Source organism: Lichenicola sp., assembly GCF_965198575.1.
Lineage (GTDB): Bacteria > Pseudomonadota > Alphaproteobacteria > Acetobacterales > Acetobacteraceae > Lichenicola.
Window position 1 is genome coordinate 2,789,826 of record NZ_OZ240671.1, and the last position, 25,145, is coordinate 2,814,970.

The 25,145-nt window shown below is 67.9% G+C and carries 26 protein-coding genes and 1 tRNA gene; 10 read left to right on the top strand and 17 right to left on the bottom strand.

The window, feature by feature from the left end; all coding sequences use genetic code 11:
- The first annotated feature begins 99 nt into the window (after nt 1-99).
- Nucleotides 100-174: transfer RNA gene (locus ACOEQ2_RS12660), tRNA-Gly, on the top strand.
- A gap of 243 nt (nt 175-417) precedes the next feature.
- On the opposite strand, the gene ACOEQ2_RS12665 is transcribed toward ACOEQ2_RS12660, so the two are convergent.
- From ACOEQ2_RS12665 to prpB, 5 genes are all read right to left on the bottom strand, one after another.
- Complete coding sequence (locus tag ACOEQ2_RS12665) at nt 418-780, bottom strand: MmcQ/YjbR family DNA-binding protein (RefSeq protein ID WP_419728331.1); 363 nt, start codon at nt 778-780, stop codon at nt 418-420.
- A gap of 214 nt (nt 781-994) precedes the next feature.
- A complete protein-coding gene (locus ACOEQ2_RS12670; protein WP_419728332.1) occupies nt 995-1,936 on the bottom strand; it encodes an electron transfer flavoprotein subunit alpha/FixB family protein in 942 nt (313 codons plus the stop codon).
- Between the two features lie 2 nt (nt 1,937-1,938).
- Nucleotides 1,939-2,688 carry an electron transfer flavoprotein subunit beta/FixA family protein gene (locus ACOEQ2_RS12675; protein ID WP_419728333.1) on the bottom strand — a complete coding sequence of 250 codons (750 nt, stop codon included), beginning with the start codon at nt 2,686-2,688 and terminating at the stop codon, nt 1,939-1,941.
- A gap of 65 nt (nt 2,689-2,753) precedes the next feature.
- Entirely contained in the window at nt 2,754-4,382 is a 1,629-nt protein-coding gene (locus tag ACOEQ2_RS12680) for a 4Fe-4S dicluster domain-containing protein (protein ID WP_419728334.1), read from the bottom strand.
- A 17-nt stretch (nt 4,383-4,399) separates the two neighbouring features.
- Nucleotides 4,400-5,317 carry a methylisocitrate lyase gene (prpB, locus tag ACOEQ2_RS12685; RefSeq protein WP_419728335.1) on the bottom strand — a complete coding sequence of 306 codons (918 nt, stop codon included), beginning with the start codon at nt 5,315-5,317 and terminating at the stop codon, nt 4,400-4,402.
- A gap of 179 nt (nt 5,318-5,496) precedes the next feature.
- Here prpB and ACOEQ2_RS12690 point away from each other — a divergent pair, with 179 nt between their 5' ends.
- On the top strand, nt 5,497-6,522 hold the full coding sequence (locus ACOEQ2_RS12690; protein ID WP_419728336.1) for an enoyl-CoA hydratase/isomerase family protein: 1,026 nt from the start codon (nt 5,497-5,499) through the stop codon (nt 6,520-6,522).
- Between the two features lie 378 nt (nt 6,523-6,900).
- On the opposite strand, the gene ACOEQ2_RS12695 is transcribed toward ACOEQ2_RS12690, so the two are convergent.
- The 4 genes from ACOEQ2_RS12695 to ACOEQ2_RS12710 all read right to left on the bottom strand — a co-directional run bounded on the left by ACOEQ2_RS12695 (nt 6,901) and on the right by ACOEQ2_RS12710 (nt 10,102).
- On the bottom strand, nt 6,901-7,161 hold the full coding sequence (locus ACOEQ2_RS12695; RefSeq protein WP_419728337.1) for a GlsB/YeaQ/YmgE family stress response membrane protein: 261 nt from the start codon (nt 7,159-7,161) through the stop codon (nt 6,901-6,903).
- 153 nt (nt 7,162-7,314) lie between these two features.
- Nucleotides 7,315-8,181, bottom strand: a complete 867-nt coding sequence (locus tag ACOEQ2_RS12700; protein WP_419728338.1) for a YsnF/AvaK domain-containing protein — start codon at nt 8,179-8,181, stop codon at nt 7,315-7,317.
- A 47-nt stretch (nt 8,182-8,228) separates the two neighbouring features.
- Entirely contained in the window at nt 8,229-8,411 is a 183-nt protein-coding gene (locus tag ACOEQ2_RS12705; protein ID WP_419728339.1) for a CsbD family protein, read from the bottom strand.
- Between the two features lie 134 nt (nt 8,412-8,545).
- On the bottom strand, nt 8,546-10,102 hold the full coding sequence (locus tag ACOEQ2_RS12710) for a PAS domain S-box protein (RefSeq protein ID WP_419728340.1): 1,557 nt from the start codon (nt 10,100-10,102) through the stop codon (nt 8,546-8,548).
- A gap of 180 nt (nt 10,103-10,282) precedes the next feature.
- Here ACOEQ2_RS12710 and ACOEQ2_RS12715 point away from each other — a divergent pair, with 180 nt between their 5' ends.
- Nucleotides 10,283-10,987 (top strand): hypothetical protein, encoded by a 705-nt coding sequence (locus ACOEQ2_RS12715; RefSeq protein WP_419728341.1) that lies wholly within the window; start codon nt 10,283-10,285, stop codon nt 10,985-10,987.
- Here the strand turns inward: ACOEQ2_RS12715 and ACOEQ2_RS12720 are convergent.
- Nucleotides 10,984-11,724: an SDR family NAD(P)-dependent oxidoreductase gene (locus ACOEQ2_RS12720; protein WP_419728342.1), complete on the bottom strand. Its 741-nt coding sequence runs from the start codon at nt 11,722-11,724 to the stop codon at nt 10,984-10,986. The two genes, ACOEQ2_RS12715 and ACOEQ2_RS12720, sit on opposite strands and share 4 nt — an antisense overlap.
- 89 nt (nt 11,725-11,813) lie before the next feature.
- Between ACOEQ2_RS12720 and ACOEQ2_RS12725 the strand changes: the two genes are divergently transcribed.
- On the top strand, nt 11,814-12,431 hold the full coding sequence (locus ACOEQ2_RS12725; protein WP_419728343.1) for a TetR/AcrR family transcriptional regulator: 618 nt from the start codon (nt 11,814-11,816) through the stop codon (nt 12,429-12,431).
- 54 nt (nt 12,432-12,485) lie between these two features.
- On the opposite strand, the gene ACOEQ2_RS12730 is transcribed toward ACOEQ2_RS12725, so the two are convergent.
- Nucleotides 12,486-13,694, bottom strand: coding sequence for an MFS transporter (locus ACOEQ2_RS12730; RefSeq protein WP_419728344.1), 1,209 nt, complete (start codon nt 13,692-13,694; stop codon nt 12,486-12,488).
- Between the two features lie 78 nt (nt 13,695-13,772).
- Here ACOEQ2_RS12730 and ACOEQ2_RS12735 point away from each other — a divergent pair, with 78 nt between their 5' ends.
- The 3 genes from ACOEQ2_RS12735 to ACOEQ2_RS12745 all read left to right on the top strand — a co-directional run bounded on the left by ACOEQ2_RS12735 (nt 13,773) and on the right by ACOEQ2_RS12745 (nt 15,692).
- The gene (locus ACOEQ2_RS12735; protein ID WP_419728345.1) at nt 13,773-14,696 is read left to right on the top strand and encodes a LysR substrate-binding domain-containing protein; all 924 of its coding nucleotides are present in this window, start codon (nt 13,773-13,775) and stop codon (nt 14,694-14,696) included.
- Between the two features lie 112 nt (nt 14,697-14,808).
- Nucleotides 14,809-15,003: a hypothetical protein gene (locus tag ACOEQ2_RS12740; RefSeq protein WP_419728346.1), complete on the top strand. Its 195-nt coding sequence runs from the start codon at nt 14,809-14,811 to the stop codon at nt 15,001-15,003.
- Nucleotides 15,004-15,098: 95 nt separating this feature from the next.
- Complete coding sequence (locus ACOEQ2_RS12745) at nt 15,099-15,692, top strand: DUF2938 domain-containing protein (protein ID WP_419728347.1); 594 nt, start codon at nt 15,099-15,101, stop codon at nt 15,690-15,692.
- On the opposite strand, the gene ACOEQ2_RS12750 is transcribed toward ACOEQ2_RS12745, so the two are convergent.
- Nucleotides 15,693-17,087: a PQQ-dependent sugar dehydrogenase gene (locus ACOEQ2_RS12750; protein WP_419728348.1), complete on the bottom strand. Its 1,395-nt coding sequence runs from the start codon at nt 17,085-17,087 to the stop codon at nt 15,693-15,695.
- Nucleotides 17,088-17,264: 177 nt separating this feature from the next.
- Between ACOEQ2_RS12750 and ACOEQ2_RS12755 the strand changes: the two genes are divergently transcribed.
- Nucleotides 17,265-17,483, top strand: a complete 219-nt coding sequence (locus ACOEQ2_RS12755) for a DUF1127 domain-containing protein (protein ID WP_419728349.1) — start codon at nt 17,265-17,267, stop codon at nt 17,481-17,483.
- A gap of 18 nt (nt 17,484-17,501) precedes the next feature.
- On the opposite strand, the gene ACOEQ2_RS12760 is transcribed toward ACOEQ2_RS12755, so the two are convergent.
- Complete coding sequence (locus ACOEQ2_RS12760; protein WP_419728350.1) at nt 17,502-18,296, bottom strand: arylesterase; 795 nt, start codon at nt 18,294-18,296, stop codon at nt 17,502-17,504.
- A gap of 10 nt (nt 18,297-18,306) precedes the next feature.
- Here ACOEQ2_RS12760 and ACOEQ2_RS12765 point away from each other — a divergent pair, with 10 nt between their 5' ends.
- Nucleotides 18,307-19,095 carry an ABC transporter ATP-binding protein gene (locus ACOEQ2_RS12765; protein ID WP_419728351.1) on the top strand — a complete coding sequence of 263 codons (789 nt, stop codon included), beginning with the start codon at nt 18,307-18,309 and terminating at the stop codon, nt 19,093-19,095.
- The gene (locus tag ACOEQ2_RS12770) at nt 19,092-21,686 is read left to right on the top strand and encodes an ABC transporter permease (RefSeq protein WP_419728352.1); all 2,595 of its coding nucleotides are present in this window, start codon (nt 19,092-19,094) and stop codon (nt 21,684-21,686) included. Before ACOEQ2_RS12765 ends, ACOEQ2_RS12770 begins: the two co-directional genes overlap by 4 nt.
- Here the strand turns inward: ACOEQ2_RS12770 and flgH are convergent.
- The 4 genes from flgH to flgF are packed head-to-tail and all read right to left on the bottom strand — an operon-like array spanning nt 21,683 to nt 25,040.
- Entirely contained in the window at nt 21,683-22,429 is a 747-nt protein-coding gene (gene flgH / locus ACOEQ2_RS12775; RefSeq protein ID WP_419728353.1) for a flagellar basal body L-ring protein FlgH, read from the bottom strand. The two genes, ACOEQ2_RS12770 and flgH, sit on opposite strands and share 4 nt — an antisense overlap.
- Complete coding sequence (flgA, locus tag ACOEQ2_RS12780) at nt 22,429-23,475, bottom strand: flagellar basal body P-ring formation chaperone FlgA (protein ID WP_419728354.1); 1,047 nt, start codon at nt 23,473-23,475, stop codon at nt 22,429-22,431. Before flgA ends, flgH begins: the two co-directional genes overlap by 1 nt.
- Nucleotides 23,472-24,257, bottom strand: a complete 786-nt coding sequence (gene flgG, locus ACOEQ2_RS12785) for a flagellar basal-body rod protein FlgG (protein WP_419728355.1) — start codon at nt 24,255-24,257, stop codon at nt 23,472-23,474. Before flgG ends, flgA begins: the two co-directional genes overlap by 4 nt.
- Nucleotides 24,258-24,299: 42 nt before the next feature.
- Complete coding sequence (gene flgF / locus ACOEQ2_RS12790) at nt 24,300-25,040, bottom strand: flagellar basal-body rod protein FlgF (RefSeq protein ID WP_419728356.1); 741 nt, start codon at nt 25,038-25,040, stop codon at nt 24,300-24,302.
- Between the last annotated feature and the right edge of the window lie 105 nt (nt 25,041-25,145).

Consider the following 25,145-nt stretch of genomic DNA (forward strand, 5'->3'; position numbering starts at 1 on the left):
AGCGGTGGTGGTTCGCGATGTGCACGGACCGGTCGATCAGTCGCACGTAGCCCCTTGCGTCGCTTCGGGAACCGCCCTAAAAGCCGGCCACCGCGGAGCGCGGGCGTAGCTCAGGGGTAGAGCACAACCTTGCCAAGGTTGGGGTCGTGGGTTCGAATCCCATCGCCCGCTCCAGGTTTTCCTTTCTACAGCACAGTGTGTGAGACGGCTGCGGGACAGTGGCCTTTTTCGCGTCACACCCGCAGGCCGCATCGCGCCCACCGCGCCGCGAGCTCTCACATCTCGTAGCAGCAGCGTCAGCCAGGTGCGTGTCGTCGACATTCGGGGAGTTGCCGGATCGACACATCCGGACCGATGGCGACGGGCATCGCATACCACGCTCAATCGACTCGGTTCGGCCTGGCCCGGCCGTGTGGGCTATGGCGCCTCGATCCCGAGTTCGATCCGTCGCTTCTTCGACAGGCCATTCGAGATGATGACGCGAGACTGGCGGATGTAGTCCCGAAGGTCCTCGTCCGACAGTCCGGGCCTTGCGAAATGCTGGATCCATTTCAGGCCGCGCGAGGCGAGGTAGGGCGCCGGACGCAAGCCCGGTTGCGACCTCAGCATCTCGTATGCGATCTCGCTGACCTTGAACGTGAAGCTCGGCTCGTCGTCCGTGAAGCTGCCGATCGCGAACACCTTGCCATCGACCTTCCAGACATGCGATCCGCCCCACTGGACCACATACGTGCTGGCGGGGAATGCCCCACAGAACACGTTGAATTCATTGCAATCCATATCGTCTCAGGCAGCCCTTTGCAGACGTTCCGCACCTCGGACGAACGCGGCGGCCATCAGGGCTCAGCTCTTCCGCGTTCGCTGGCCATTCCCGCCGCACGCGCGCCGATCACCTGACGATTGGCCACGCCGACGACCAGGGGCGGAGCTCCAGGCGCGCCAACCGTCACCCGCCGCATCGTTCAGGCCGCCGGTCAAGCGCGCGAAGGGTGCCTCAGCCTGCCTTCTGGAGCTCCGCCGCGAGGTCCGGGACAGCGGTGAAGAGGTCGGCGACGAGGCCGTAATCGGCAACCTGGAAGATCGGCGCGTCGGCATCCTTGTTGATCGCAACGATGACCTTGCTGTCCTTCATGCCGGCCAGATGCTGGATCGCGCCGGAAATCCCGATCGCCACATACAGGTCCGGCGCCACGATCTTTCCGGTCTGGCCGACCTGGTAGTCGTTCGGCACGAAGCCCGCATCCACCGCCGCACGCGAGGCGCCGATTGCCGCACCCAGGCTGTCGGCGATCGGATCCAGCAGCTTGAAGTTCTCGCCGTTCTGCATGCCGCGGCCACCCGAGATCACCACCCGCGCGGAGGCGAGCTCCGGGCGCTCGGATTTCGACAGCTCGGCCGAGACGAAGCGCGATACCGCCGGCGCCTGTGGAGCCTCACCAACGGCCTCGATCGCCGCCGTGCCACCCTCGGCCGGGGCCGGGTCGAAGTTGGCGGCGCGCACGGTGATCACCTTCTTTGCGTCCGACGAGCGCACCGTCGCCAGCGCGTTGCCGGCATAGATCGGCCGGACGAAGGTCTCGGCATCGACCACGGCGATGATCTCGCTGATCGGCTGCACGTCGAGCAGGGCGGCCACCCGCGGCATCACGTTCTTGCCGGTGGCCGTTGCCGGCGCCAGGAGGTGGTCGTAGCGGCCGGCCAGCGACACGATCAGTGCCGCCAGTGGCTCGGCGAGCGGGCGGGCGTACAGCTCACCGTCGGCCACCAGCACCGTCGACAGCCCGGGGATGGCAGAGGCGGCCTTGGTGATCGCGTCGATATCGTGCCCGACCACCAGGCCATGCACCTCACCCAGGCTCGAGGCGGCAGCGACGGCGGAACGCGAGGCCTGGACGATGTGGCCGTCGGCGTGATCGAGAAGAACGAGAGCGGTCATGGTCAGATCACCTTGGCTTCGGTGCGCAGCTTGGCGACCAGTTCGGCCACCGATCCCACCGTCACGCCGCCCTTGCGCACCGGCGGCTCGGACACGTTGAGCGTGGTCAAACGCGGGCTGACATCGACGGCCAGATCGCCCGGCGCCAGCGTTTCGAGCGGCTTCTTGCGCGCCTTCATGATGTTGGGCAGCGAGGCGTAGCGCGGCTCGTTCAGGCGCAAATCGGTGGTGACGATCGCCGGCAGGGTGATGGCGATGGTCTCGAGCCCGCCATCCACCTCGCGGGTCACGGTGGCGGTGCCGTCCGCGATCTCGAGCCGGCTGGCGAAGGTGCCCTGCGCCCAACCGAGCAGACCGGCCAGCATCTGGCCGGTGGCGTTCATGTCGTCGTCGATCGCCTGCTTGCCCATCACCACCAGCTGCGGGGCCTCCCGCTCGACCAGCGCCTTCAGGATCTTGGCCACCGCGAGTGGCTCGGGTGCCGCATCGGTCTGCACCAGGATCGCGCGGTCGGCGCCCATCGCCAGCGCGGTGCGCAGCGTCTCCTGGCATTGCGCCACGCCGATCGAGACCGCCACGATCTCGGTGGCGACGCCCTTCTCCTTGAGCCGCACCGCCTCCTCGATGGCGATCTCGTCGAACGGGTTCATCGACATCTTCACGCCGGCGAGTTCGACCCCGGAGCCGTCGGCTTTCACCCGCGGCTTCACGTTGTAGTCGATCACGCGCTTGACAGGGACGAGCAGCTTCATCGGTCCAGCTTCACTCACAGGAACAGCCGTTTCGGGCGGTCTGATTACAGGATTTCGGACGGGCTTTACATCCCGCCCGGATAGTTCGGGCCGCCACCGCCCTCCGGCGCCGACCAGTCGATGTTCTCGGTCGGATCCTTGATGTCGCAGGTTTTGCAGTGGACGCAGTTCTGCGCGTTGATCTGCAACCGCGGGTTGGTGTCGGTATCCACCGCCTCATACACCCCGGCCGGGCAGTAGCGGCTCTCCGGCGAGCGGAACTCGTCCCAGTTGACGGTCTTCCAGCGCGCCGGATCCCGCAGCTTCAGATGCACCGGCTGGTCCTCCTCGTGGTTGGTGTTCGACAGGAACACCGAGGAGAGCTTGTCGAAGGTCAGGCGGCCGTCCGGCTTCGGATATACGATCGGATCGGATTTCACGGCACTATCCAGCACCTCGTGGTCGGCATGCGGATGCCGCAGCGTCCAGGGCGCCCGGCCGCGCAGCAGTACAGTGTCGATCGCCGAATACGCGAAGCCGCCGAGCTGGCCGTACTTGGCAAAGGCCGGCCTGACGTTGCGCACGTCGCGCAGCTCGCCCCAAAGCCAGCTCTCGCGCACCTTCCGGGTGAAGCTGACGGGCTCGGCCGGGCGACCATCCGCCAGCGCCTCGGCCACCGCTTCGGCGGCCAGCATTCCGGACTTCATTGCGGCGTGGGTGCCCTTGATCTTCGGCACGTTCAGGAAGCCGGCGGCGTCGCCGAGCAGCGCGCCGCCGGGGAAGGTCAGCCGCGGCACCGATTGCAGGCCGCCCTCGGACAGCGCCCGGGCGCCATACGAGATGCGCTTGCCCCCCTCCAGGTGCGGGCGCACTGCCTTGTGGGTCTTCAGCCGCTGCATCTCGTCGAACGGCGACAGCCAGGTGTTGGCGTAGTCCAGCCCGACGACGAACCCGTACGACACCAGGTTGTCGCCGAAGTGGTACAGCCAGGAGCCGCCATAGGTGCGCCGGTCGAGCGGCCAGCCGAGCGTGTGCTGGATGAAGCCCGGACGGTGCTGCGACGCCGGCACCTCCCACAGCTCCTTGATGCCGAGCCCGTAGGTCTGCGGGTCGATGCCGCGCCGGAGGTCGAACCGCGCCATCAGCTGCTTGCTCAGCGATCCGCGGCAGCCCTCGGCAAACAATGTGTAAGGAGCGCGCAATTCCATGCCGACCGCGTGGTTCGGGCCGGGCTCGCCGGACTTGCCGATGCCCATGTCGCCGGTTGCCACGCCGACGATGCGACCATCCTCCTCGAGCAGCTCGGCCGCCGAGAACCCCGGATAGATCTCGACGCCGAGCTCCTCCGCCTGGGTCGCCAGCCAGCGGCAGACGTTGCCCAGGCTGACGATGTAGTTGCCGTGATTGTTCATCTGCGGCGGCGTCGGCAGCCGGAACTGGCGGCGCTCGGTCAGATAGAGCATCTCGTCGTGGGTCGCCGGCGTGTCGAGCGGCGCACCCTTCTCGCGCCAGTCGGGGATCAGCTCGTCCAGCGCACGCGGCTCGATCACCGCGCCGGACAGGATGTGCGCGCCGATCTCGCTACCCTTCTCGAGCAGGCAGACCGCCGCATCCGGCGCCAGCTGCTTGACCCGGATCGCCGCCGCCAACCCGGCCGGGCCGCCACCCACCACGACGACGTCGAACTCCATCGCCTCGCGCACAGTCTCAGTCATGAACGCTGCCTGCTCCCTTACGAGATCGTGCCGGTCGGGATCACCGTCCGCACGATCGAGGCGTCCAGCGCCTCGTACTCTTCATAGTCGATCGTGTCGTAGAGCTCGGCACGGGTCTGCATCCGGTCAAGCATCGCATGCGTGCCGCCGTCGCGCCGGATCGCCTGGTACAGCTCCGACTGCGCCTTGTTGGCCACCCGGAGCGAGCTCACCGGCCAGATCACCATCGCGTAGCCGAACGACTCGAACTCCTGGGCGGTGAAGAACGGCGTGCGGCCGAACTCCGTCATGTTGGCCAGCAAGCGCACCCCCGGCATCCGGCGCGCGAACTCGCGGAACATGTCCGGCGTGGTCAGCGCCTCCGGGAAGATCGCGTCGGCGCCGGCCTGGATGTACAACTCGGCACGGGCGACGGCGCCGTCCATCCCCTCGGACGCCACGGCGTCCGTCCGGGCGATCACGAACAGGTGGCGACGCGCCTTGGCAGCCGCGGCCACCTTGGCGGCCATGTCCCCGGGCGTGGCCAGCTGCTTGTCGTTGAGGTGGCCGCATTTCTTTGGCAGCAGCTGGTCCTCGAGATGCACTGCCGCCGCCCCGGCCTCCTCGAAGCTGCGGACCATGTGCATGACGTTGAGCGCCTCGCCGTAGCCGGTATCGCCGTCCACCAGCACCGGCAGCCGGGACGCGCGCGCCACCTGGCGGATGAAGAAGGCGACCTCGTCGACGGTGATGATGCCGAGATCCGGCAGCCCCATCGAGGCGCTCATCGCCGCACCCGACAGGTAGCAGGCCTCGAACCCTGCCGCCTTCGCCTGGAGAGCGGCCTGGCCGTTATGAGTCCCGGGGATCTGCAGGATGCCGGGTCGCGCAAGCACTTGGCGGAAGCGATCGCCGGCTGGCTCCTCGGGCATGTCGGCAGCGCGCAGATACGGCATCGGTCCTCCCCGGCGAGGCGGCGCGTTGCACAGGCAGCCAGCCGCAATTCCGGGGGTCAAACTAGGTCGGGCGTGCGCGAGCGGCAAACCGGCGGACTGGGCAAGGGCGGCTCCGGGCGTTTGGTTGCGTGCCGGAGGCTGCCCTATCGTGGCGACCGGCACGACGGGCGAGGGCGGGCATGACTGTGAGCGACGCGGATGTCCTGGTCCGCAGGCAGGGCCGGATCGGCCGCATCACGCTGCAGCGGCCCAAGGCGATCAATGCCCTGACGCTCGGCATGCTGCAGAGCGTCGCCGGCGCACTCGATGCCTGGGATGGCGACGCCGACATCCGTGCCGTGCTGATCGACGGTGCCGGCGAGCGCGGCTTCTGCGCCGGGGCCGACCTTCGGGCACTCGCCGACAGCATCAGGACCGGTGATCCCGGAGCCGCCGACCGCTTCATGGCCTTCGAGTACCGGCTCAACGCCAGGATCGCCCACTATCCGAAGCCGTACGTCGCGCTGATGGACGGGGTGGTAATGGGTGGCGGCGTCGGGCTGTCGGCGCATGGCTCGGTGCGCATCGTCACCGAGCGGACCCGGCTCGCCATGCCCGAGGTCGGGATCGGCCTGCTGGCCGACGTCGGCGGGACCTATCTGCTGTCACGGACCCCGGGCGAGCTCGGAACCCACCTGGCGCTGACCGGCGAGAGCATCGAGGCCGCCGATGCGATGCTCTGCGGTTTGGCCGATCGGCACGTGGCCGCGGATCGTTTGCCGGCGCTGATCGACGCCCTGACGGCATGCGACGATGCGGCCGCTATCGAGGCCTGCGTCGCCGACCATGCCAGCCCGCCGGCTCCCGGTCGGCTCGCTGCATCGGCCGACTGGATCCTTGCCTGCCACGGCGCCGACGACGTGCCGGCGATCCTGGCAGCGCTGCGGAACCACCCCGATGCCGGCGCACAAGCCGCCGCGCGCCGGATCGCCGGCAACTGCCCGACGAGCCTGGCGGTGACGCTGCGGGCACTGCGGGACGGGAGGCGCCTTGGCCGCCTGGAGCCGTGCCTGGAGCAGGAATACCGCCTGGTGACCGGCCTCATGCGCCGGCCCGACTTCCTCGAAGGCATCCGTGCCGCGATTATCGACAAGGACCGTACCCCGTCATGGCAGCCGGCGGGACCGTACAGCTTCCCCGCGGTGGTGCCGGGGCTGTTCGACTGAAATCCGTGTTGGCGTAACGCCGATGACCACCCTGACAGGAGGGCGCACGAGACCGGGATGATCACATTCCAGCGGTTGCGGCCGTTGCGAAGGCTGAACCAGGCCGGCTGCGCAGAACCGTTCGAACGATCGACTGGAAGAGGCGGATCAGTCGATCGGCTCCCCGGCGGTCACCATGTGCCGGCGTCCGCAGAACGCAGGGATTCTCTATCGAAGGCCTCGGTCCGGGGTGAGCCTGCTGGGGCCGCCAAGAAACGAATACCGGGTCAGGGCGCCGGATCGACCAGAAGACCGACGGGCGAGGGATCGGTGGCGGATCCCGTGGGCGGACATGAAGGGAAAGCTGCCGCGGCCGTTGCGAGACCGCGGCAGCAGCCATTAGCGGATCGCGCGGCGACCGACGACGGCGTGGTAGAGCACCAGCACGATGACCGCACCGACGACGGCCACGACCATGCTGTAGATGTTCAGGCCGGTGACCGGCGCCGCACCAAACGTCGAGAACAGGAAGCCGCCGACGAATGCGCCGACGATGCCGAGAATGATGTCGAGGATCACGCCCTCGCCAGTCTTGTTGACGATCTTGCTGCCGATGAAGCCGGCAATGAGACCCAGGATCAGCCATGCGATGATGGACATGTGTTTCCGCCCTTGAGATGCCTGGACCGCCGCCGATCGGCAGGTCCTCGAGACAATAGTTGTTCATCCGACGCCGACCGGCCCGCTGCGGGGTCGATCGGCGTCGGCCTGCTCGCTAGACGTCGCCGCGACGTTGCGGTTCCGTCCCGAACCTTATCGGCCCGCCGTCCGGTCCTGGTCGATCTCGACCTCCTCGCGGCGAACCGTGTCGCGGATCGTCTCGACGCGGTCGGTGGCGTCCTTGTGCACGACGACCTCCTCGACCACGTGCGCGGTCTTGCTGACCACGACCTCCTCGTCGGTCTCCGACATCTCGATCACCCGATCGGTGAATTCCGGAGCCGTGGCGGTGCGGCCGGTCACCGGGCGGCGCTCGATCGTCACGCGCTCGGAATGCAGCGTCACGTCCTGCTCGACCGGCGTCTCGACCACGAAACGACGCACCCGCGTGGTGCCGCGATCGACGGTCCGCTTGCCCACCGAGAGCTCTTCCTCGGAGAGCGGGATCACCGCCTCGCCACTGCCGTACACGCCGTCGCGGTCGGCTTCGCCGGCGTATGCGGTGTCGCGCGGGCTGCGGCCGGTCAGCGGCGCGAGACCAGGCTCGGCAAGTCCCGCAGTGTTCGGCAGGGTTACCGGCTGCAGGGTCGCCGCGGTGTCCGACGATGCGCGGCCGACGCCATATCCGGCGGCGCGCTCGTCGATGTCGATCGGGTTGTGCCGGTCGAGGATGTCGGTGACGCGGGCCACGTGTTCCACCGGCACCCGCACCGTGACGATGCTCGAGCCGCTCTCGATGCTGCGGTCATAGACGGTGGTGTCGTGATCAGGCTCGGTTCCGAACAGGCTGCTCCAGAAGCCGCGCTCCCGCGTCGGTGTGCCGGCACTGGGCGCGGTGCCGGCGTCGGCGCCATGCCGTGCGATCGCATCGGGCAATACGCCGGCATCCTGCAGGTCGCGCACTGCGGCGTCGGCATGCGCCGGCGTGTCGTAGATCGCGACGATGGTTTCCTCGTTCATTGGATGTGCTCCGTCTGGGTCTGGCTGATTGCGGTGTTGGTCCGGGATCACTGCTTCAGGGTGTCGCGGACCGTGTCCTTGGCTCCGCCGACGGCGCTCTGGGCCTTGCCCGCCGCCTTGTCGGCAGTGCCCTCGGCCTGCGTCTTCTGGTCGCCGGTCAGCTTCCCGACAGCCTGCTTGACGGAGCCCTTCGCCTGGTTGGCGGCGCCCTTGATGCGATCGTTGTCCATGATCTTCCTCCGGTTGCCGGGCGATCGCCCGATGCAGGAGGAAAACAGCCGGCCGGTCCGGTGGTTGTCGAAGCGGGTTCACCCGGCAATGCCCGGACTGGTGCCGGCGCACTACTCCGGCTGGCTCAGCAGGATCAGCCGGTGTTCCTGGCCCGGCGGCGCGAGGCGAGGTCGATCGGCGCACCCATGACGCCCCGCTCGCGGGCCCAGATGACCAGCTTCGCGCGGCTATCTACCGCCGTCTTGCGATACAGGCTGGCGACGTGGTTGCGCACCGTGTTGCGCGAGAGCCCAAGCCGGTCGCCGATCGCGGTGTCGTCGAACCCCTGGCAGACCAGTCCGAGAACCTCCCTGGCCCGCGGCGGCAGGGACGCCAGCGAGGTGGTCCCTGCGGTCGCGGAGGCGTTCTCCTGGTCGCCGGCGGTCGCTGCATCGAGGTCCGGGCTTCCTGTCTGCCGGCGCGCGAGCTTGTCCAGCACCGCCTCGGTGAACCAGCTGGTATCCTGCATGACCGCGGCGATCGCCTCGGCGACCTCGAGCTTCGAGCGCTGCCGGGCGACGATGTTCTGCGCCACCAGCAGCACGCAACTCTGCTCGCGGATCTCGACCAGTTCGGCAGAAACCAGACAATCGAGCGTCTCGTCGGACTGCGTGCGCAGGGCCAGGGCAAGATTGGACACGCGCCCGTCGCGGCGCAGCAGCCGGTCGAGCATCGTCGTGGTCTCGGGGTCGCGCCAGAGCGACAGGCTGCCCGCGGTGGCGCCGGCGATCGCGTCGGCGGCATGGCCGGTCTCGCGGGCGAATGCCTCGTTGGCCAGCAGGAACCGCCAGTCCTTCCACACCATGATGGCGGTCGGCACCGGCGCCATGCGGAACGCCAGCTCGAAACGCTCTTCGCTGCGTCGCAGGGCGGCCTCGGCCTGGCGACGCCCGTCCAGATCGGCGAAGGTGAACAGCATGCATTTGAGCTCGCCGATCTCGATCGGCTGGCCGGCCACGATGACGCTCTTCTCGCCACCGTTCGGAAGCTGCAGCATCGCCTCCATCTGCGGCACGGTGCGGCCGGCCTGCAGCCGCTCGATCGCCAGCTCGCGCCTGGCCGCACCCTCGAGAATGTCCACCTCGTAGATCGAGCGGCCGACGATGTCCGCCTGCGCCCAGCCGGTCATGTCCAGGAAGCCCTGGTTGACGCGGATGTGGCGCAGGTCGCGCAGACGGACGATCAGGGCGGGCGCCGGGTTGGCGTTGAACGCGCTCTCGAAGCGCTCCTCGGCGTTGTAGCGTTCGGTCTCGTCATCGAGGATCAGCACCAGCAGGTCGCGCTGGCCCTCATCGTCGGTCAGCACCAGGCTGCGGATGCGGTGCGTCCAACGCGAGTCCTTCTCTCCAGCGGGCGTCACGTCGACCACCACCTCGTCGAACGTCTCGCCCGCCATCACCCGCTCGATCGGACTGCATCCCTCCGACATGCGATGGCGGTTGCGATACCGCAGCTCGAAGCGCCGGCAATACTCCTGGACGGTGGCGCCGAGGCCTTCGATGCTGCTGACGCCGTGCATCTCGAGCGCGGTCTCGTTGGCCCAGACGAGGCTCTCGTCGGTCTCGATCAGGATCACGCCGTCGCTCATGCGGGCGATGATCTGCTGCAGGTAGCGGTACCGCGCGTGCTGGCTGGGAATGCTCCCCGACATGGCCGACCCTCCCGGTTCCGCGATCAGTCTCCAACGACCGGGCGGCACTCCGGTTCACGACCGCGACAGGCGGTTGCATCCGTTCGCCTGAACCGCCGATATCCCTGCCGGTCGGATGAGGCACGCAACGGGATGACAAGGACGGCACCAGCCACGTGGCGTGCACCGATAGCGCGCGGGATGACGCTTCCCGAGCTGGGTCTGCGCTACTGGGTGGCGATCTCGCTCGCCAGCGTGTTCGGGGCCAACCTCGGCGACTTCGTGGCGCACGACCTGCATCTCGGCCACTGGCAGGGCTTGTTCCCGTTGGCGCTGCTCATGGCGGCGATCCTGCTCCTGCAGCGCCGCGTGACGGGGGAGGGCTGCTACTGGGCCGGCATCATCGTGGTCCGGACCGCGGCGACCAACCTCGCGGACCTGCTGACCCACGACATGCATGTCGCCTATCCTTGGGTGATCCTCGGGCTGGCGGTCCTGCTGTGCCTGCTGGTCGGGGGCCAGCTGGTGCGAGCAGGCCGCGATCGGCTGGTCGCGGATGGCTGGTACTGGGCGGCGATGCTGACCGCGGGCACGCTCGGCACCGCCATCGGCGACTGTGTGGCGGACCGCTTCGGCCTCGGGCCAGGCGGCGGCACGCTGGTCCTCGGGCCCATCATGGTGGTCGTCCTGGCTGCCGGCCGGGGTTCGCAGTGGTCGGGCCGGCTGGCCTACTGGTCGGGCATCGTCGCGGTGCGGTCGGCCGGGACGACGGCGGGCGACTACTGGGTGCGTGCGCCGTGGATCGATCCGGGCCTGCCGCTCGCCACGGCCTGCTCGGGTGCGGTATTCGTGGCGACGGTGCTGCTGTGGCGACCGCGGCGGATGGCAACCGCGGCGACGGTCTAGAAGATCATCCCGCCGGCGACATCGATGGTGCTGCCGGTAATCCAGCCGGCCTCGTCGGATACGGAGTAGGCCACGAACGCGGCGACATCCTTCGGCAGGCCGACACGCCCGAGCAGGGTCTTGGCGACCAGGAAGTCGGTCATGCCCTTGGCGGACTCCGCGTTGCCTTCGGTCGCGGTGAACCCGGGGGCGACCCCCACCACCCGGATCCGGCGTGGTCCGAGCTCCATCGCCAGCGAGCGCGTCAGGGTGTCGACCGCGCCCTTGGTCGAGCAATAGACATGCACCATCGGATACGGGCTCTTCGCCAGGCCAGAGCTGATATTGACGATCACGCCACCTTCGGGAAGCACGCGCGCCGCCGCCTGGGTTGTCAGCAGCAGTCCGCGCACGTTCAAGGCGTAGTGCGCGTCGAAGCTTTCCGCGGTGAGGCTCTCGAGCGTGTCGGTCCGGTAGATGCCGGCGTTGTTGACCAGGATGTCGAGGCGGCCGAATTTCTGCAGGCTGGCATCGATCAGAGTCTGGATCTCGGCCGGCTTCGAGATGTCGGCCTGCACCGCGAACGCCGTGCCGCCTGCCGCTTCGATCCGGGCAACGACCGCGTCGGCGGTACCGTCGGAGCGCGTGTAGTTGACGATCACCGACGCTCCGTCGGCCGCAAGACGCTCGGCGATGCCGGCGCCGATGCCCTTCGATGATCCGGTGACGATCGCCACTTTTCCGTCAAGGCTGGCCAAGATCGCCTCCGAATCCATATCGATCACTACGGTATGGCTACGGTGCGCGATGCCGCGGGTCAAGCCTTATGTTAGTGAGCACTATGGAAATGGATCTTGAGCCTGTTCGTCGCAAACGTGGCCGGCGATTGTCCTTCGACCGCGACGCCGCCCTGCACCAGGCGATGCTGCTGTTCTGGCGCCACGGCTATGAAGGGACGTCGCTGAACGCCCTGACCGAGGCCCTCGGGGTCACGCCGCCGAGCATCTACACGGCGTTCGGGGACAAGAAGCGGCTGTTCCGGGAGGCGGTCGGGCTCTATCTGTCCGGCGGACCGGGGGCCCGGCAGATCATCGACCAGGCGGTGACGGCGCGTGCGGCGGCGCATGAGCTGCTGAGCGCTGCCGCAGCCGGATACACCGGGCCGGACAGGCCCTCGGGCTGCCTTCTCGCCACCTCGGCGATCAGCTGTTCACCGGAATCCGCCGAGATCCAGTCCGAGCTCGGCGAGATCCGGCGCGGCATCGAGCAGCATCTGCGGCAGCGGATCGCGGGTGATATCGCGTCCGGCGCGCTCCCCCCCGGCACCGACGCCACGGCCCTGGCGGGGCTGGTGGTGGCGGTGATCCAGGGCATGTCGACGCTGGCCCGCGATGGCGCCTCCACGGCGCATGTCCGGATGATCGCCGACGCCGCGATGGCCGCCTGGCCGCCGGACCCGGCCTGAGAACCGGCGCCGTCGGGGGGTGGGCAGCTCGACGCCGCGCGCCGACCTGATCGGCTACTTCATGGCACGTCGCATGGCGAGCACGGCCGGGATCGTCAGGAGTGCGGCGGTGGCGGCGGCGAGCACGCCCGGGGTGCGTCCCGCATGGTCGCCGATGACCCCGAACACTATCGGGGCCAGGGCGCCCGATCCGATCACGCCGGTGTAGAAGATCGCAAAGGCACGGCCGACATCGCTGGTCGGCGCCAGTTCAGGAACCGTGCCGTACAGCACCGAGGACGTGCCGTTCAGCACGACGCCCAGCAGCGGCAGCACCACGAGTGCCGGTGCGAGCGGGAGCATCAGCACGGTGACGATCAAGAGCGCGGTCACGAGCTCGGTGCCGATCACGCTGGCCACCACGCCGAACCGGTCGCCGATCCAGCCGCAGACCGCCTTGCCGAACGCACCGCCGGCGAACAGCACCGCAAAGGCGAAGCCGATCGCGGTCTCGTGGCCGCCCTTGGCGTGCAGCAGGAAGGGCAGGAACAGCAGGAAACCCATGCGGGTGGCAGTGTCGAGCACGCCCACCAGCACGAGGAGGCGGAAGCCGGCGCGCGATCCGGAGCCCTGCCGGCCACCGGCCCGGGCAACCGTCGCGACGAGGCCGCGCGGCAGCAGGACGCACAGTGCCGCCGCGCCGACCACGCCGACGACACCCACGATGGCCGTGGCACCCCGCCACGGAACCACCAGCAGCAGCAGCGCCACGGCAGCCGGGAAGGCCGATTTTCCGAGATCGCCGGCGAAGTTGTAGATGCCGAGCCAGCGCCGCGCGCCGGCCTCGAACGCCTCCGAGACCAGCAGCGAGGCGCGGGGATGCTGCACGCTCGATCCGACGCCGGCGAGCAACAGGCCGACGCAGAGCCACGCGAGTCCGCCCGGCAGGCTCACCACCAGGTAGCCGCCGGCGGCGACCAGCGTGGCACCGGCCAGCACGAGCCGGCCGCCGATCCGCCGCGTCCAGGCATCCGCGGGGATCTGCAGACCTCCCATGGTGCCGGAGTAGAGGCACCGCAGCAGCGCCAGCTCGGCGAAACCTAGGCCGAACTGCCGCTGCCAGACCGGCAGCAGGACGTAGATCAGGTCGGTGTAGCCGTCATGCACGAAATGGGCGAGGCAGGCGCCGAACAGCGTGCGAAGCGATCCGGACCTGCGGGCACTTGTGTCGGCCTCGATGTCGGTTGCCGCGGCAGGGCTCGGGTTCATCGTCGTTCTCTGCATGCGACGGTCATAGAAGCCCGCGTCGCCGCCGTTTAGCCGCTTGCTCCTCGCCGGTATTGTCAGGTTTTCTCACAGGTCATGCGGCATCTCCCTCCTTTATCGGCGTTGCGCGTCTTCGAGGTTGCGGCCCGGACAACCAGCTATGTCGAGGCCGGGCGCGAGCTCGGGCTCACCCACGGCGCGATCAGTCGCCAGATCGCGGCACTCGAGACCTGGCTCGGCCAGCGGCTGTTCGTCCGGGTGGGCCGACGCATGGTGGCGACACCGGCCGCGCGGGCGTTCGCCACCGAGATCAGCCAGGCGTTCGATCGCATGACCACTGCCGCGGGGGCACTCGGCAAGCTGGAAGCCGCTCGCCTGCTGCGGGTGAGTGCGCCCACCACCTTCGCGATGCGCTGGTTGATCCCGAGGCTGAGCGCGTTCGAGGCGCTGCGGCCGGAGGTCGAGATCAGCGTCACCACCGCGACCACCCTGCATGAGGAACTGCGCGGCGGCTTCGACGTGGCGATCCGGCGCGGCATCGGTCGCCAGGATGGCCCAGCCTGGCCGCAGCACCGCGCGGTGCATTTTCTCGACGAGTTCGACGTGCTGATCGCAAGTGCCGGCCTGCTGCGGCAGCACCCTGTCGCGCGACCGGAGGACATCCGGGGCGCCGTGCTGCTGGCGAGCGAGACCAGGCCGGGCGACTGGGCCGACTGGCTGACCGCGGCCGGGTTGCCGCAGCCGCGCAGCCGGCATCGGGTGTTCGACCATTTCTTCGTCACGCTGCAGGCCGTGACGGACGGGATGGGTTTCGGCATCGGCCCGCTGCCGGTGCTCGAACGCGAGGTGCAACTCGGCCGTCTGGTGGCACCGCTGCCGGCGATCAGGGTGGAGCGGCCCGGCTACCACGCGTTGATCCCATTCGACGTGGACAAGTCGCCGTCCCTGGAGGCGTTCGTCGAATGGCTGGTGGATGAGGGGAAATCCTCTGCTACCGGCAGTGGAGATGGCGCCGGCTGAAGCTCGAGGCTGCCTGCACCCCGGATCTTGTGCTGGACGCAGGAACGGCTTCTGACCGCGTCGCAACGGCACATCCGGAAAATGCAAAGCCGTGCGGACCCGGTTCGACAAGGTGACAGATCTGTTCTGCAAGATCGGCCAACTGGGTGCCTGGCTTTCTCTCCTTGTCGAGGGCTGGCGTGACGTCAACCACTCCTACCGCCTGATCGATCAACATCGGCTGCTGCAGATGCTTGAGATGGATCTCCGTCCGCACCACCAGCATCTCCCGGTTTATCCGGCAGAGCGGAACCGGCGCGACGGCTGATTTCGATGCGATCGTTGCGGCGATGGAGCGCGTTTCGAGGCTGCGCGGCACTGTGCGCTGTCACGTTCCACCCGGATGAACGACGCCGACGCGACATGACGGTCCTGCCGCCGGCAGATCCAGCGGGTCATGCGGACGATTGCGGGTTGCCTCGCCAAGCCGCCATCTGTCTAATCCGCACGCTCTGGAAATGGACCGGCGACCACCGCATGCTTGATCTGGTTTGGTATGGCGTGCTGATCGGCATCGGCGCCACTGTAGCGATGGATATCTGGGCGCTCGTCCTGTCCCGCTTTCCCGGCGAGAGCCTGCCGAACTGGGCGCCGGTGGGCCGCTGGTTTGGCCACCTGCCGCGCGGGAGGGTGTTCCATGCCGACATCGCCGCATCCGACCCGCTCGGCGGCGAGCTCGCGATCGGCTGGATCGGCCATTACGCGGTGGGCATCCTGTACGGTGTCGTGTTCCTGCTTTTCATGGGCCAAGGCTGGCTCGCGCATCCAACCTTTCTGCCGGCCTGGATCTGGGCGATCATCACGGTCGCCGCCGGCTGGTTCCTGCTGCAGCCCGGGCTGGGCATGGGATGGGCGGCCTCCCGGACCGCAAACCCGACCAAGGTCAGGGTCATGAATCTCGTGGCCCATAGCTGGTTCGCGGTCGGGCTGTACGGAACGGCGCTGCTGCTGCGTTAGCTACCGGCCGGTCGGTGCGATGCGCCAGACCGTGCTGTTGCCGTCCTCGGTCACCAGCAGAGCGCCGTCATGCGCGACGGCCACGCCGACCGGTCGTCCCCAGACGCTGTCGTCATCGACCACGAAGCCGGTCATGAAATCCTCGTAGCTGCCGCCCGGAACGCCGTCGTGCAGCCGCACCCGCACGATCTTGTAGCCGGTGCGCTCGGCGCGGTTCCAGGAGCCGTGCAATGCGACAAACGCGTCGCCGTCCATGCCGGCCGGAAACGCGGCCGGTGCACCCTTCGGCGGGTCATAGAACGCCATCTGCAACGGCGCCGAATGCGGTTGGATCAGCACGTCCGGGACCGTCACCTGGCCGGCGAGATCCGGCCGTTCGCCGGCGTGACGCGGGTCCGGGTTGTTGCCGATATAATACCAGGGCCAGCCGAAAAAGGCGCCGGGCCGGACCCGCGTCACATAATCCGGAACGAGATTGTCGCCGAGCCCGTCACGTTCGTTGGTCGAGCACCACAGCTCGCCGGTGACCGGATGCACCGCAAGGCCGACGCAGTTGCGGATGCCGGAGGCAAAGACATGCCCGTGCTGGCCGTCCGGGTCGAATGCCAGCACGTCGGCTCGGTTGGCCTCGCCACCCCAGGCGGCACCGCGCAGGGTGTGCGCTTCCCAGTCATGGATCTGCTGCGCGTCCTGCCGCTTCATTGATTCCGCATCGTTCGACCCCGAGCCCACCGACACGAACATCTGTCGGCCGTCGCGGCTGAACCGGATGTCGCGGGTGGTGTGGTAGCCGGTGGTCTGCCCGAGCTTCGGCACCACGACCTGCGGCTGGCCGGTCGCCTCGAGGTCACCCGGGCGGTAGGCGAACCGCACCACCTGGTTGATCGTCGCCACATAGACCCACTTCGGATCGGGCCCGAGCGGATAGAACGCGATGCCGAACGGTGCGTCGAGGCCACTCGCGAACACCACGTTCGAGAGCGGATGCGAGGCACCGTCGGCGGCGCGCACTACCCGGATCCGGCCCGGCGTGGTCTCGGCGATGAAGATGTCGCCGTTCGGCGCCACCCGCAGCAGGCGGGGATTCTCGAGACCCGTCGCGAACCGCTGCACCGAAAAGCCCGGTGGCACTTTCGGTATCGCCCCATCGGGCTGGTCCACGATCGAGGGCGTGTTGCTGGCGGACCCGGTCGCGTAGGGGCGCGGCATGTCGGCGGCCACCAGGTGTCGGCTGACCCCGGGGGCGTCGTGATGCCAGTCGCCGTATGCGGCTGCGGCTGCAAGCGGGGCAGATGTCGGGATCTGCGCCCAGGCGGGCGATCCCGGTGCAGGCAGCAGGCCAGCCGCAAGACAGGCCGTCGCGACAAGACGCGGGGAGTGGCGTGGCGCCGTCATCGCGATCCTCACGCAGCAGGTGAACCAGGCGATCAGCATAAGGAAGGCCGGTTCGAACGGCAGCCTGGGAGGCGTCAGGCATGATCACAGACCCGTGTTTGTGCATCGCAGCAAAATCCTTGCGCGGCGGGGTTGGGTCGCCTATGTTGCGTTGCACAATAACCAGGAGCGAGTTTCATGGCTCACACAACCACCTTCGTCGGCACCGGCACGCAGACCAACCTCCCGGCGATCATCCAGCAGTTGGTCGGGCGCGTCCGGGCCCACGCCGAGACCCGTCGCCAGCAGGCCCAGCTGCGCTGCGAGCTGAGCCAGTATTCGAACCGCGAGCTCGCCGACATGGGCCTGAGCCGCGCGGACATCGACGGGATCGTCGCCGGCTCACGCATCGGCTGATCCCGCCGCGGGATTGCCTCAGCCAGCCGGCCTCGGCATCGCCCGCGCCTGCTGCACCAGCTGCAGCACCAGTGGCGTCATGCGGCGCACGATGATCGCGACCCCAGCCGGGGCCGGGTGCATCCCGTCCGCCTGGTTCAGGGCACGGTCGCCTGCAACGCCCTGCAGGAAGAACGGGTCGTAGATCAGTCCCGGCCGCCTCGACAGCCGGTCGAACACGCTGCGAAATGCCTGGCCATACTGCTGGCCGAGATTAGGCGGGGCATACATCCCGCTGAACAGCACCGGGATGTGCAGCGCCGCGAGCCGATCCAGGATGGCGGCGAGATTGTGCTCCATCTGCCCGGGATCCAGGCCGCGCAGCCCGTCATTGGCGCCGAGTTCGACGATCGCCGCGTCCGGATGATCGCCCAAGGCCCAGTCGAGGCGCGCCAGGCCGCCGGCAGTCGTGTCGCCGGACACACCGGCATCCAGCACCACGGCGTGCGCGTCGGCTTGGTCCAGGGCAGCCTGCAGGCGGCTCACGAAGCCCTGATCGTGCGGCAGTCCGAACCCGGCAGTCAGGGAATCGCCGAGTGCGAGGATGCGGATCGTGCGCGTCGACTGGCCGCTATCCTGGAGCATGTCGACGCCCTTGGATTGGGTTGATGGTATTGCGGCACCCGTCCCGGCATGGTCGGACACCGGCTGCGCGACACCTGGCAGGATCATCCCGCACAGGAACGTCATGGCCAGCAGCGGCTTGATCAGCAGCCGGCGCACGTGCTCCGGACCCTTGGTGCACCGCAGCGCGCGGCCATATGGAGCCTTCATGGATGGACAGATGCCTTTGCGCGATCAGCCGGCGCTGGTCGAGGCCCGCGACCTCTGGCTGACCGTGCCCGCGCGGCCGGTCGCGGTCAATTCGAGGCAACGGTGGTGGCGCCGGCGGCAGGCGTTGGATGCGGAGGCCGTCGCGTCGCTCGATATCGTGCGCGGCATGTCGCTGGCGGTGGCGGCGGGTGAGTCTGTGGGCATCGTCGGGCCGTCCGGCTCGGGCAAGACCAGCCTGCTGATGCTGCTGGCCGGGCTCGAACGCCCGACCCGCGGCCAGGTGCTGGTCGACGGCATCGATCTCGCGTCGCTGGACGAGGACCAGCGGGCCCGGTTTCGCGGCCGCCGGATCGGGATCGTGTTCCAGTCCTTCCATCTGATCCCGACCATGACGGCACTCGAGAACGTCGCCGTCCCGCTGGAGCTGGCCGGCAGCGCCGATGCGTTCAGCACGGCCGAGGCGGCTTTGCGCCAGGTCGGGCTCGGGCACCGGCTCGGGCATCTGCCGGGCCAGCTCTCCGGCGGCGAGCAGCAACGGGTGGCGCTCGCACGCGCGTTTGCCCCGCGCCCGGCCCTGCTGTTGGCCGACGAGCCCACCGGCAACCTCGATGTCCGCACCGGCGAGACGGTCCAGGAGCTGCTGTTCGAGATGCAGCGCCAGCAGGGCACGGCACTCCTGCTGATCACCCACGACCCGCTGCTGGCGTCGCGGTGCGATCGGCGGCTTGCGGTTTCGGACGGCCGGCTGCTGGCGCCTGACCTCCCTCACGACATGGTCCAGGATCGGGCCGTCTCGTGAGCTTCACGTTGCGGACGGCCCTGCGGCTGGCGTTGCGCGACTGGCGTGGCGGTCCCGGGATGCTCCGCGGCATGGGGATCGTGCTGCTCTGCCTGACGCTGGGTGTGGCAGCGATCGGTACCATCGGCGGCCTGCGCGATGCGATCCAGTCCGGAGTGGCCGAGCAGCGACGCGCGATCCTGGGTGGCGACCTGGCGATCGAGAGCAGCGACCCGCTGCCTGACACGCTCGCCGCCTTCCTGGCTGCACAGGGTGCGAGAACCTCGACCGTGATCCGCATGCGGTCGATGGTGTACGGGCCTGCCGGCCGGCGCATGCTGGTCGAGCTGTATGCCGTCGATGCGGCCTATCCATTGGTCGGGCTGGTGACGCTCGCACACGCGGCCGACCCACAACCGAGCCTGGTTGCAGGACTCGGGCGGCAGGGTGGCCGGCCGGGCCTGCTCGCCGAAGCGCTCGTGCATGATCGCCTCGGTGCTGCAGCCGGAACCGCCGTTCGGGTCGGCGACGAGGCATTCCGGCTTGGGCCGATCCTCGAGCGCATGCCGGACGCGGCGGGCTCGGCCACGTTGGCACCGACTGTGCTGATCGCCCGCGCGGCACTCGACGAGGCCGGCCTGCTGCGACCTGGCGCGCTGTACACGTCGTCGCTTCGGGTCGTGCTGCCGGATATCCGGACGGACGAGACCGCGGCCGCCCGTCTGGTCCGCGCCCGCGCGCTGGCCCAGCGCGTTGCCGCCCGGTTTCCGGGAGAGGCCTGGCACATCCGCGACATCAATGACGCCGCGCCGGCACTGACCCGCGTGGTCGACCAGGTTGCGTTGTTCATGACGCTGATCGCGCTGGCGGCCTTGCTGCTGGGTGGCATGGGGGTGGCAGCCGGGGTCTCGAGCTGGCTTGGCAGCCGCACCGCGACGATTGCCGTGCTGCGCTCGCTGGGTGCACCGCCGGCACTCGCGGTGTCGGTATTCGGGATCCAGGTCGCTGGCTTGTGCGCTGCCGGGATCCTGCTCGGCGCGGTGATCGGGCTGGCGCTGCCGCCGCTCGCCGTCCGGATACTGGCGGATCTGCTGCCGGTGGCGCCGAAGGGCGGGCTGCAATGGGCGCCGGTCGGGCTGGCGTCGGTGTTCGGGATCGTCGTGGCGACGCTGTTCACGCTAGCCCCGATGGCGCGTGCGATGTTGGTGCCGCCGGCGGTGCTGTTCCGCGGGCCAGCCGGGCAGGCCGTTCATGGCCGACGCCTCGGCACGGTCCTTGGATCGATCGGGCTTTCCGGGCTGTTGGTGCTGCTCGCGGTGCTGACCTCGCCGAACCGGTGGCTGGCGCTCGGCTTCTGCGTCGTGTCGGCGCTCGTGCTGTTGGGCTTCCGGTTGTCCGGGTGGATGCTGACCAGGCTTGCGCAGTTGCTGCCCCGGCCGGCGCCGCGACCGGGGGTAGGGCGCGTCGCCATCCGGCTGGGTCTGGCGGCACTCGGTCGTCCAGCAGCACCGGCCTCGCGACTGCTGCTGGCACTGGGTGCGGGGCTCACCGTGCTGGCGACGGTGGCACTGGCCGAGGGCGATCTGCGTGCGGCGGTGCTCGGCCAGCTGCCGAAACATGCCCCGTCGTTCTATTTCATCGACCTGCAGCCGGACGAAATCGGGCGCTTCGGTGCGCTGCTGCACGGTTTGCCGTCTGTCGGCGAGGTGCGCGAACTGCCGAGCCTGCGGACTCGGGTGGTGGCGGTGGACGGCGTGCCGGCGGAGCAGGTGCAGGCGAGCGCCGGGACGCGCTGGGCACTGCGCGGCGATCACGGCCTGACCATCGCCGGACCGCCACCGCCGGACACTCACGTCATTGCAGGCCACTGGTGGCCTGCGGATTATTCCGGGCCGCCGCTGCTTTCGTTCGATGCAGGCCTGGCCAAGGGGTGGGGGGTGCATGTCGGCTCGATCGTGCGGCTGAACGTGCTCGGCCGCGACATCGATCTGAGGGTCGCGAGCCTGCGCGAGATCGCCTGGCAATCGTTGCAGCTGAACTTCGCGTTCATGGCGTCGCCTGGGGTCTTGTCGGCCGCGCCGCATACGGTAATCGCCACCGTCGCCACCAGCGGCCGCGCCAGTGACGACGCCGCGGTGCTGGCAGCGGTGACTGATGCCCTGCCCAACGTCACCGGAATCCGCGTCGCCGATATCCTGGCGCAGCTGGGCGGATTGGTGCGCAAGCTTGCGGTGGCGCTGGCCGCGATCGGTGCCGTGGCGCTTCTATCCGGCGGTCTGGTGCTGGCGGCGACCCTGGCTGCGGCGCAACGCCAGCGCATCGCAGAGGCCGCGATCCTCCGCGTGCTCGGTGCCACCGGCGCACAGCTTCGCGCCGCATGGCTGGTCGAATTCGCTATCCTCGGTGGAATTGCCGGCAGCCTTGCAGCGGCGATCGGCGCCGGACTGAGCTGGCTGCTGATGCGCCTGGTCCTGCGGGCTCCGTGGGCATTTCTCACGGGCACGGTGGCGGCGGTGATCCTTGCGGCAATCGCCTTGATGTTGGCAGCCGGTTTCCTGGCAACCCGGCGCGGCCTCGCCGCCAGCCCGGCGGTGCTGCTGCGCCAGGACTAGAACGGCAGCAACACGTCGAGCAACTGCTGTCCATAACGCGGCGTCTGCAGGTCGGTCAGCTGACCGTTGCCGCCATAAGAGATCCGAGCTTCCGCCATCCGATCGTGGGTCACGGTGTTGTCGGCGGTGATGTCCTGCGGGCGGACGATGCCGCTTACCTGGAGTATTCGAAGCTCGCTGTTCACGCGCACCTCCTGACGCGCGCTCACCACGAAGTTGCCGTTCGGCAGCACCTGGGTGATGGTCCCGGCGAGGCGGAGCGTGACCGTCTCGTTGCGCTTGATCTGTCCCGTCGAGGCGTTGCTGTTGGCGCTGTTCGTCGAGAGCGAATTCGCCCCGAGTGCCGACTGGACCAGCTTCTGCTTGATGCCGAACAGGCTCGGGACACCCATGGCTTCGCTCCCGGTCCGGGACGTCGTGCTGTTGTCCTCGACGTCGGCAGCATCCGTGATGTCCACCAGCACTGTCAGCAGATCTCCGGTTTGGGCCGCCCGCTGGTCCTTGAAGAACGCCCGACTACCAGGACGCCACAGGCTGGCAAGATCCGCTGGCGCCTGTTCCAGAGGCGGCATCGGCATCGTCAGGGGGCGGTAGGTACGCGCGGCGGTCGGATCGGTGATCGGCGTCATGGTCGGCGGACGGCCGAGATCTGACAACCGCGACAACGCGCCGCAGCCTCCGAGCAGCCCCGCGAGCATGAAGGGCAGCAATGAGATCTGCGACCGGCGAGCTTGGTGAAACATCAGTTTCCGGCCTCCTGCGTGCCGCTCCAGGAGCGCTCATTTCCGGAGAGAGCCGCCGGAACTTGGGGCAGCGACTGCTGCTGTCTGTTGGCCTGCAGGGTCAGCGGAGCGGTCCCGACCTCGATCTGGATATCAACGCTATCCATGATCTGACCGACGAGAATCGCCCGCGACATGGTGTTGACGACATGGATGCTATCGCCGGCGACACCTCCCTCGAGCGCTGTTCCGGCAGCGGTCAGCGCGAGGCCGCCAATTTCCAGCCGGAGTACGACTGGTCGACCCCTCTCGACCAACATGGGCCGGATCAACATGTCGCGCATCAGCGGCTCATTGTTCGCAAGCGGGTGCTTCAGCGCCATGCCGACAACGTCTGCGGGTGACGTCAGGGGCGTACCGTGAAGGCTCTCGATCGCCACGCGAAGGACCCGCACATCCAGCGTCGACATCGTGGATCCGGCAGGCATCGCGTGTGCGAGTGCCAACACACTCACCTTCTGCTCCGTGCGCCCGACGACACGGAAGGTGACTGGCTCTGCATTCGGCGCCTCGAACAACAGAACCGCCGCAAAGCGGCCGGTCTGTGCGTCGTGATCGAGGGTCTGGAGTTCCGGCACTGCGGTCATTTCCACGGGCAACAACGGTGATACGAATGCTGACAACGAAATATCCGCTTCAGGCGATAAACCATTCGCCAGAAGGGCCGGCCTCAGCACCCCCAGTATCTCGTCGCTTGTGACAGATCGCGCCTGTCGCTCGATCACCGACGACACGTAGCCGGCACCAGGCTGCCAATCGACTCCGAACTCGGAGGCAATCGCCGACAGTTGCATAGGGGGCACGACCACCCTTTTTCCCGGGGCCGGTGATGGGCCGATTTCACAGTCCTGCCCGGGTGACAAGCCGGCGAACAAGTCAGAAAGCCTGACGTTCTCCCCATGGATCGCGACATGGCTGCGAAGGCTCGCTGCGTGCAGAATGGATGGGTGTATCGCCAGCCCCACGACGAGAAGTAGCGAACCGGCGTCGCGCTGGCTTTTCCTCATTTCAGGTTGGACAGGGTCTGCATCATGTCGTCCGATGCGGTGATCACCTTGCTGTTCATCTCGTAGGCGCGCTGCGCCGTGATCAAGTTGGTTATCTCGCTGACGACGTTGACATTCGAGCTCTCGACGAAGCCCTGCATCACGCTACCGAAGCCTGCGGCGCCGGGCGTCCCGGTTGTCGGGTTGCCGGAAGCCGAAGTCTGCAGCAGCAGGTTGTCTCCCTGGGCTTCGAGGCCCGCACTGTTCGGGAAAACCGCGAGCTGAAGCTGACCCACTGTTTGGGGTGCAGTCTGACCGGCAAGTGCCACCTGGACCTGGCCGGAGGCGTTGATCGTGACACTTTCGGCATTCGTCGGAACGGTGATTCCCGGCGCCACGGCATAGCCGTCGGACGTGACAATGGTCCCATCCGCCGCGAGCCCCAAGGTACCATCCCGCGTGTAGGCGGTATCGCCGGATGGCAGTGTCACCTGGAGAAAACCGTTTCCCTGGATTGCCAGGTCAAGGCTGTTGCTCGTCTGCTGCAGGCTGCCCTGCTCGTTGATGCTGTAGATCGCTGCGGTCTTGACGCCCAGACCAACCTGCGCGCCTGAAGGTACAACGGTCCCACTGTCGGAGCTGTTCGATCCGACCCGACGAAGATCCTGGTAGATCAGGTCCTGGAACTCGGCGCGCCGCCGCTTGAAGCCGGTGGTCGTCATGTTGGCAATGTTGTTCGAGATGACCTCGACATTGGTCTGCTGTGCCTGCATCCCGGTACCGGCTATATCAAGTGAGCGCATATCGCCCTCCCATCATGCTGAATGTAATCCGTCCTTGGGTCATCAACTCTGCTGCTGGACAAGTTTGTCGATGGCGGATTGCTGACGTTGCCCCTCACTTTCGATGAATTGCGAGACGATCTGGAACTCTTTCTCAGTCTGCATCATCCTGGTCAGCTCGTTGATCGGCTGGACATTGCTCGACTCAACGACACCTTGCGTAACCTTGGGCTGCACCGAAGGAGTCGTTCCGCCCGTCGTGCGATAGAGTTTACCGCCTTCCGGTACTAGCTGATTGATGTCGTCAGCGGTCACGACGCCAAGCCGACCAACGGGACCATTTTGGGTGCTGATGGTGCCGTCACCCTTGATCTGGATGTTCGTGTCGGATGGCGAGAGCTGAATAGGGTTGCCAGCCGTATCGAGCAGGAGGTTCCCGGAAGCGTCTGCAATGCGCCCGTCGGCAAGCATTCCGAAGCGTCCGGACCGGGTCAATCTCGGTCCGGCGGCGGTCGAAACGGTAAAAAAGCCCGGACCGGTCAGGGCCAGATCCAGCGGATTGCCTGTCTGGCTGAGGCTGCCGTCTTTTTGATCGAGATATGTCGCGCGATCCTGAGTGTAGTCGAGTGTCGTTCCGCCGGGTGGCGCATCAACTCCGTGCTGCCGCGACAGATAGTCGCTGAACAGAACCCGCTGTGCCTTGTAGCCGTCCGTGTTCGCGTTGGCGATGTTGTTCGCGATCACGTCCATGGCGCGCTGCTGTGCGTCCAGTCGAGACAGCGCGACGTAGGTCGTGTTTTCCATCTTCAAGCCCCAAGAACACCGTCATCATCGGCGCAAATGGTTAACAGCGCTTTAAGGCGGCAACACCCTCGTGAACGTCGTCGTGATCACGGCGATTAAGAGCCC

What these genes read in the sequence shown, in the direction of transcription:
- ACOEQ2_RS12665 (WP_419728331.1), bottom strand. Translation starts at nt 780, where the DNA reads ATGGATTGCAATGAATTCAACGTGTTCTGTGGGGCATTCCCCGCCAGC.
- ACOEQ2_RS12670 (WP_419728332.1), bottom strand. Translation starts at nt 1,936, where the DNA reads ATGACCGCTCTCGTTCTTCTCGATCACGCCGACGGCCACATCGTCCAG.
- ACOEQ2_RS12675 (WP_419728333.1), bottom strand. Translation starts at nt 2,688, where the DNA reads ATGAAGCTGCTCGTCCCTGTCAAGCGCGTGATCGACTACAACGTGAAG.
- ACOEQ2_RS12680 (WP_419728334.1), bottom strand. Translation starts at nt 4,382, where the DNA reads ATGACTGAGACTGTGCGCGAGGCGATGGAGTTCGACGTCGTCGTGGTG.
- prpB (WP_419728335.1), bottom strand. Translation starts at nt 5,317, where the DNA reads ATGCCGTATCTGCGCGCTGCCGACATGCCCGAGGAGCCAGCCGGCGAT.
- ACOEQ2_RS12690 (WP_419728336.1), top strand. Translation starts at nt 5,497, where the DNA reads ATGACTGTGAGCGACGCGGATGTCCTGGTCCGCAGGCAGGGCCGGATC.
- ACOEQ2_RS12695 (WP_419728337.1), bottom strand. Translation starts at nt 7,161, where the DNA reads ATGTCCATCATCGCATGGCTGATCCTGGGTCTCATTGCCGGCTTCATC.
- ACOEQ2_RS12700 (WP_419728338.1), bottom strand. Translation starts at nt 8,181, where the DNA reads ATGAACGAGGAAACCATCGTCGCGATCTACGACACGCCGGCGCATGCC.
- ACOEQ2_RS12705 (WP_419728339.1), bottom strand. Translation starts at nt 8,411, where the DNA reads ATGGACAACGATCGCATCAAGGGCGCCGCCAACCAGGCGAAGGGCTCC.
- ACOEQ2_RS12710 (WP_419728340.1), bottom strand. Translation starts at nt 10,102, where the DNA reads ATGTCGGGGAGCATTCCCAGCCAGCACGCGCGGTACCGCTACCTGCAG.
- ACOEQ2_RS12715 (WP_419728341.1), top strand. Translation starts at nt 10,283, where the DNA reads ATGACGCTTCCCGAGCTGGGTCTGCGCTACTGGGTGGCGATCTCGCTC.
- ACOEQ2_RS12725 (WP_419728343.1), top strand. Translation starts at nt 11,814, where the DNA reads ATGGATCTTGAGCCTGTTCGTCGCAAACGTGGCCGGCGATTGTCCTTC.
- ACOEQ2_RS12730 (WP_419728344.1), bottom strand. Translation starts at nt 13,694, where the DNA reads ATGCAGAGAACGACGATGAACCCGAGCCCTGCCGCGGCAACCGACATC.
- ACOEQ2_RS12735 (WP_419728345.1), top strand. Translation starts at nt 13,773, where the DNA reads ATGCGGCATCTCCCTCCTTTATCGGCGTTGCGCGTCTTCGAGGTTGCG.
- ACOEQ2_RS12745 (WP_419728347.1), top strand. Translation starts at nt 15,099, where the DNA reads ATGACGGTCCTGCCGCCGGCAGATCCAGCGGGTCATGCGGACGATTGC.
- ACOEQ2_RS12750 (WP_419728348.1), bottom strand. Translation starts at nt 17,087, where the DNA reads ATGACGGCGCCACGCCACTCCCCGCGTCTTGTCGCGACGGCCTGTCTT.
- ACOEQ2_RS12755 (WP_419728349.1), top strand. Translation starts at nt 17,265, where the DNA reads ATGGCTCACACAACCACCTTCGTCGGCACCGGCACGCAGACCAACCTC.
- ACOEQ2_RS12760 (WP_419728350.1), bottom strand. Translation starts at nt 18,296, where the DNA reads ATGAAGGCTCCATATGGCCGCGCGCTGCGGTGCACCAAGGGTCCGGAG.
- ACOEQ2_RS12765 (WP_419728351.1), top strand. Translation starts at nt 18,307, where the DNA reads ATGCCTTTGCGCGATCAGCCGGCGCTGGTCGAGGCCCGCGACCTCTGG.
- flgH (WP_419728353.1), bottom strand. Translation starts at nt 22,429, where the DNA reads ATGTTTCACCAAGCTCGCCGGTCGCAGATCTCATTGCTGCCCTTCATG.
- flgA (WP_419728354.1), bottom strand. Translation starts at nt 23,475, where the DNA reads ATGAGGAAAAGCCAGCGCGACGCCGGTTCGCTACTTCTCGTCGTGGGG.
- flgG (WP_419728355.1), bottom strand. Translation starts at nt 24,257, where the DNA reads ATGCGCTCACTTGATATAGCCGGTACCGGGATGCAGGCACAGCAGACC.
- flgF (WP_419728356.1), bottom strand. Translation starts at nt 25,040, where the DNA reads ATGGAAAACACGACCTACGTCGCGCTGTCTCGACTGGACGCACAGCAG.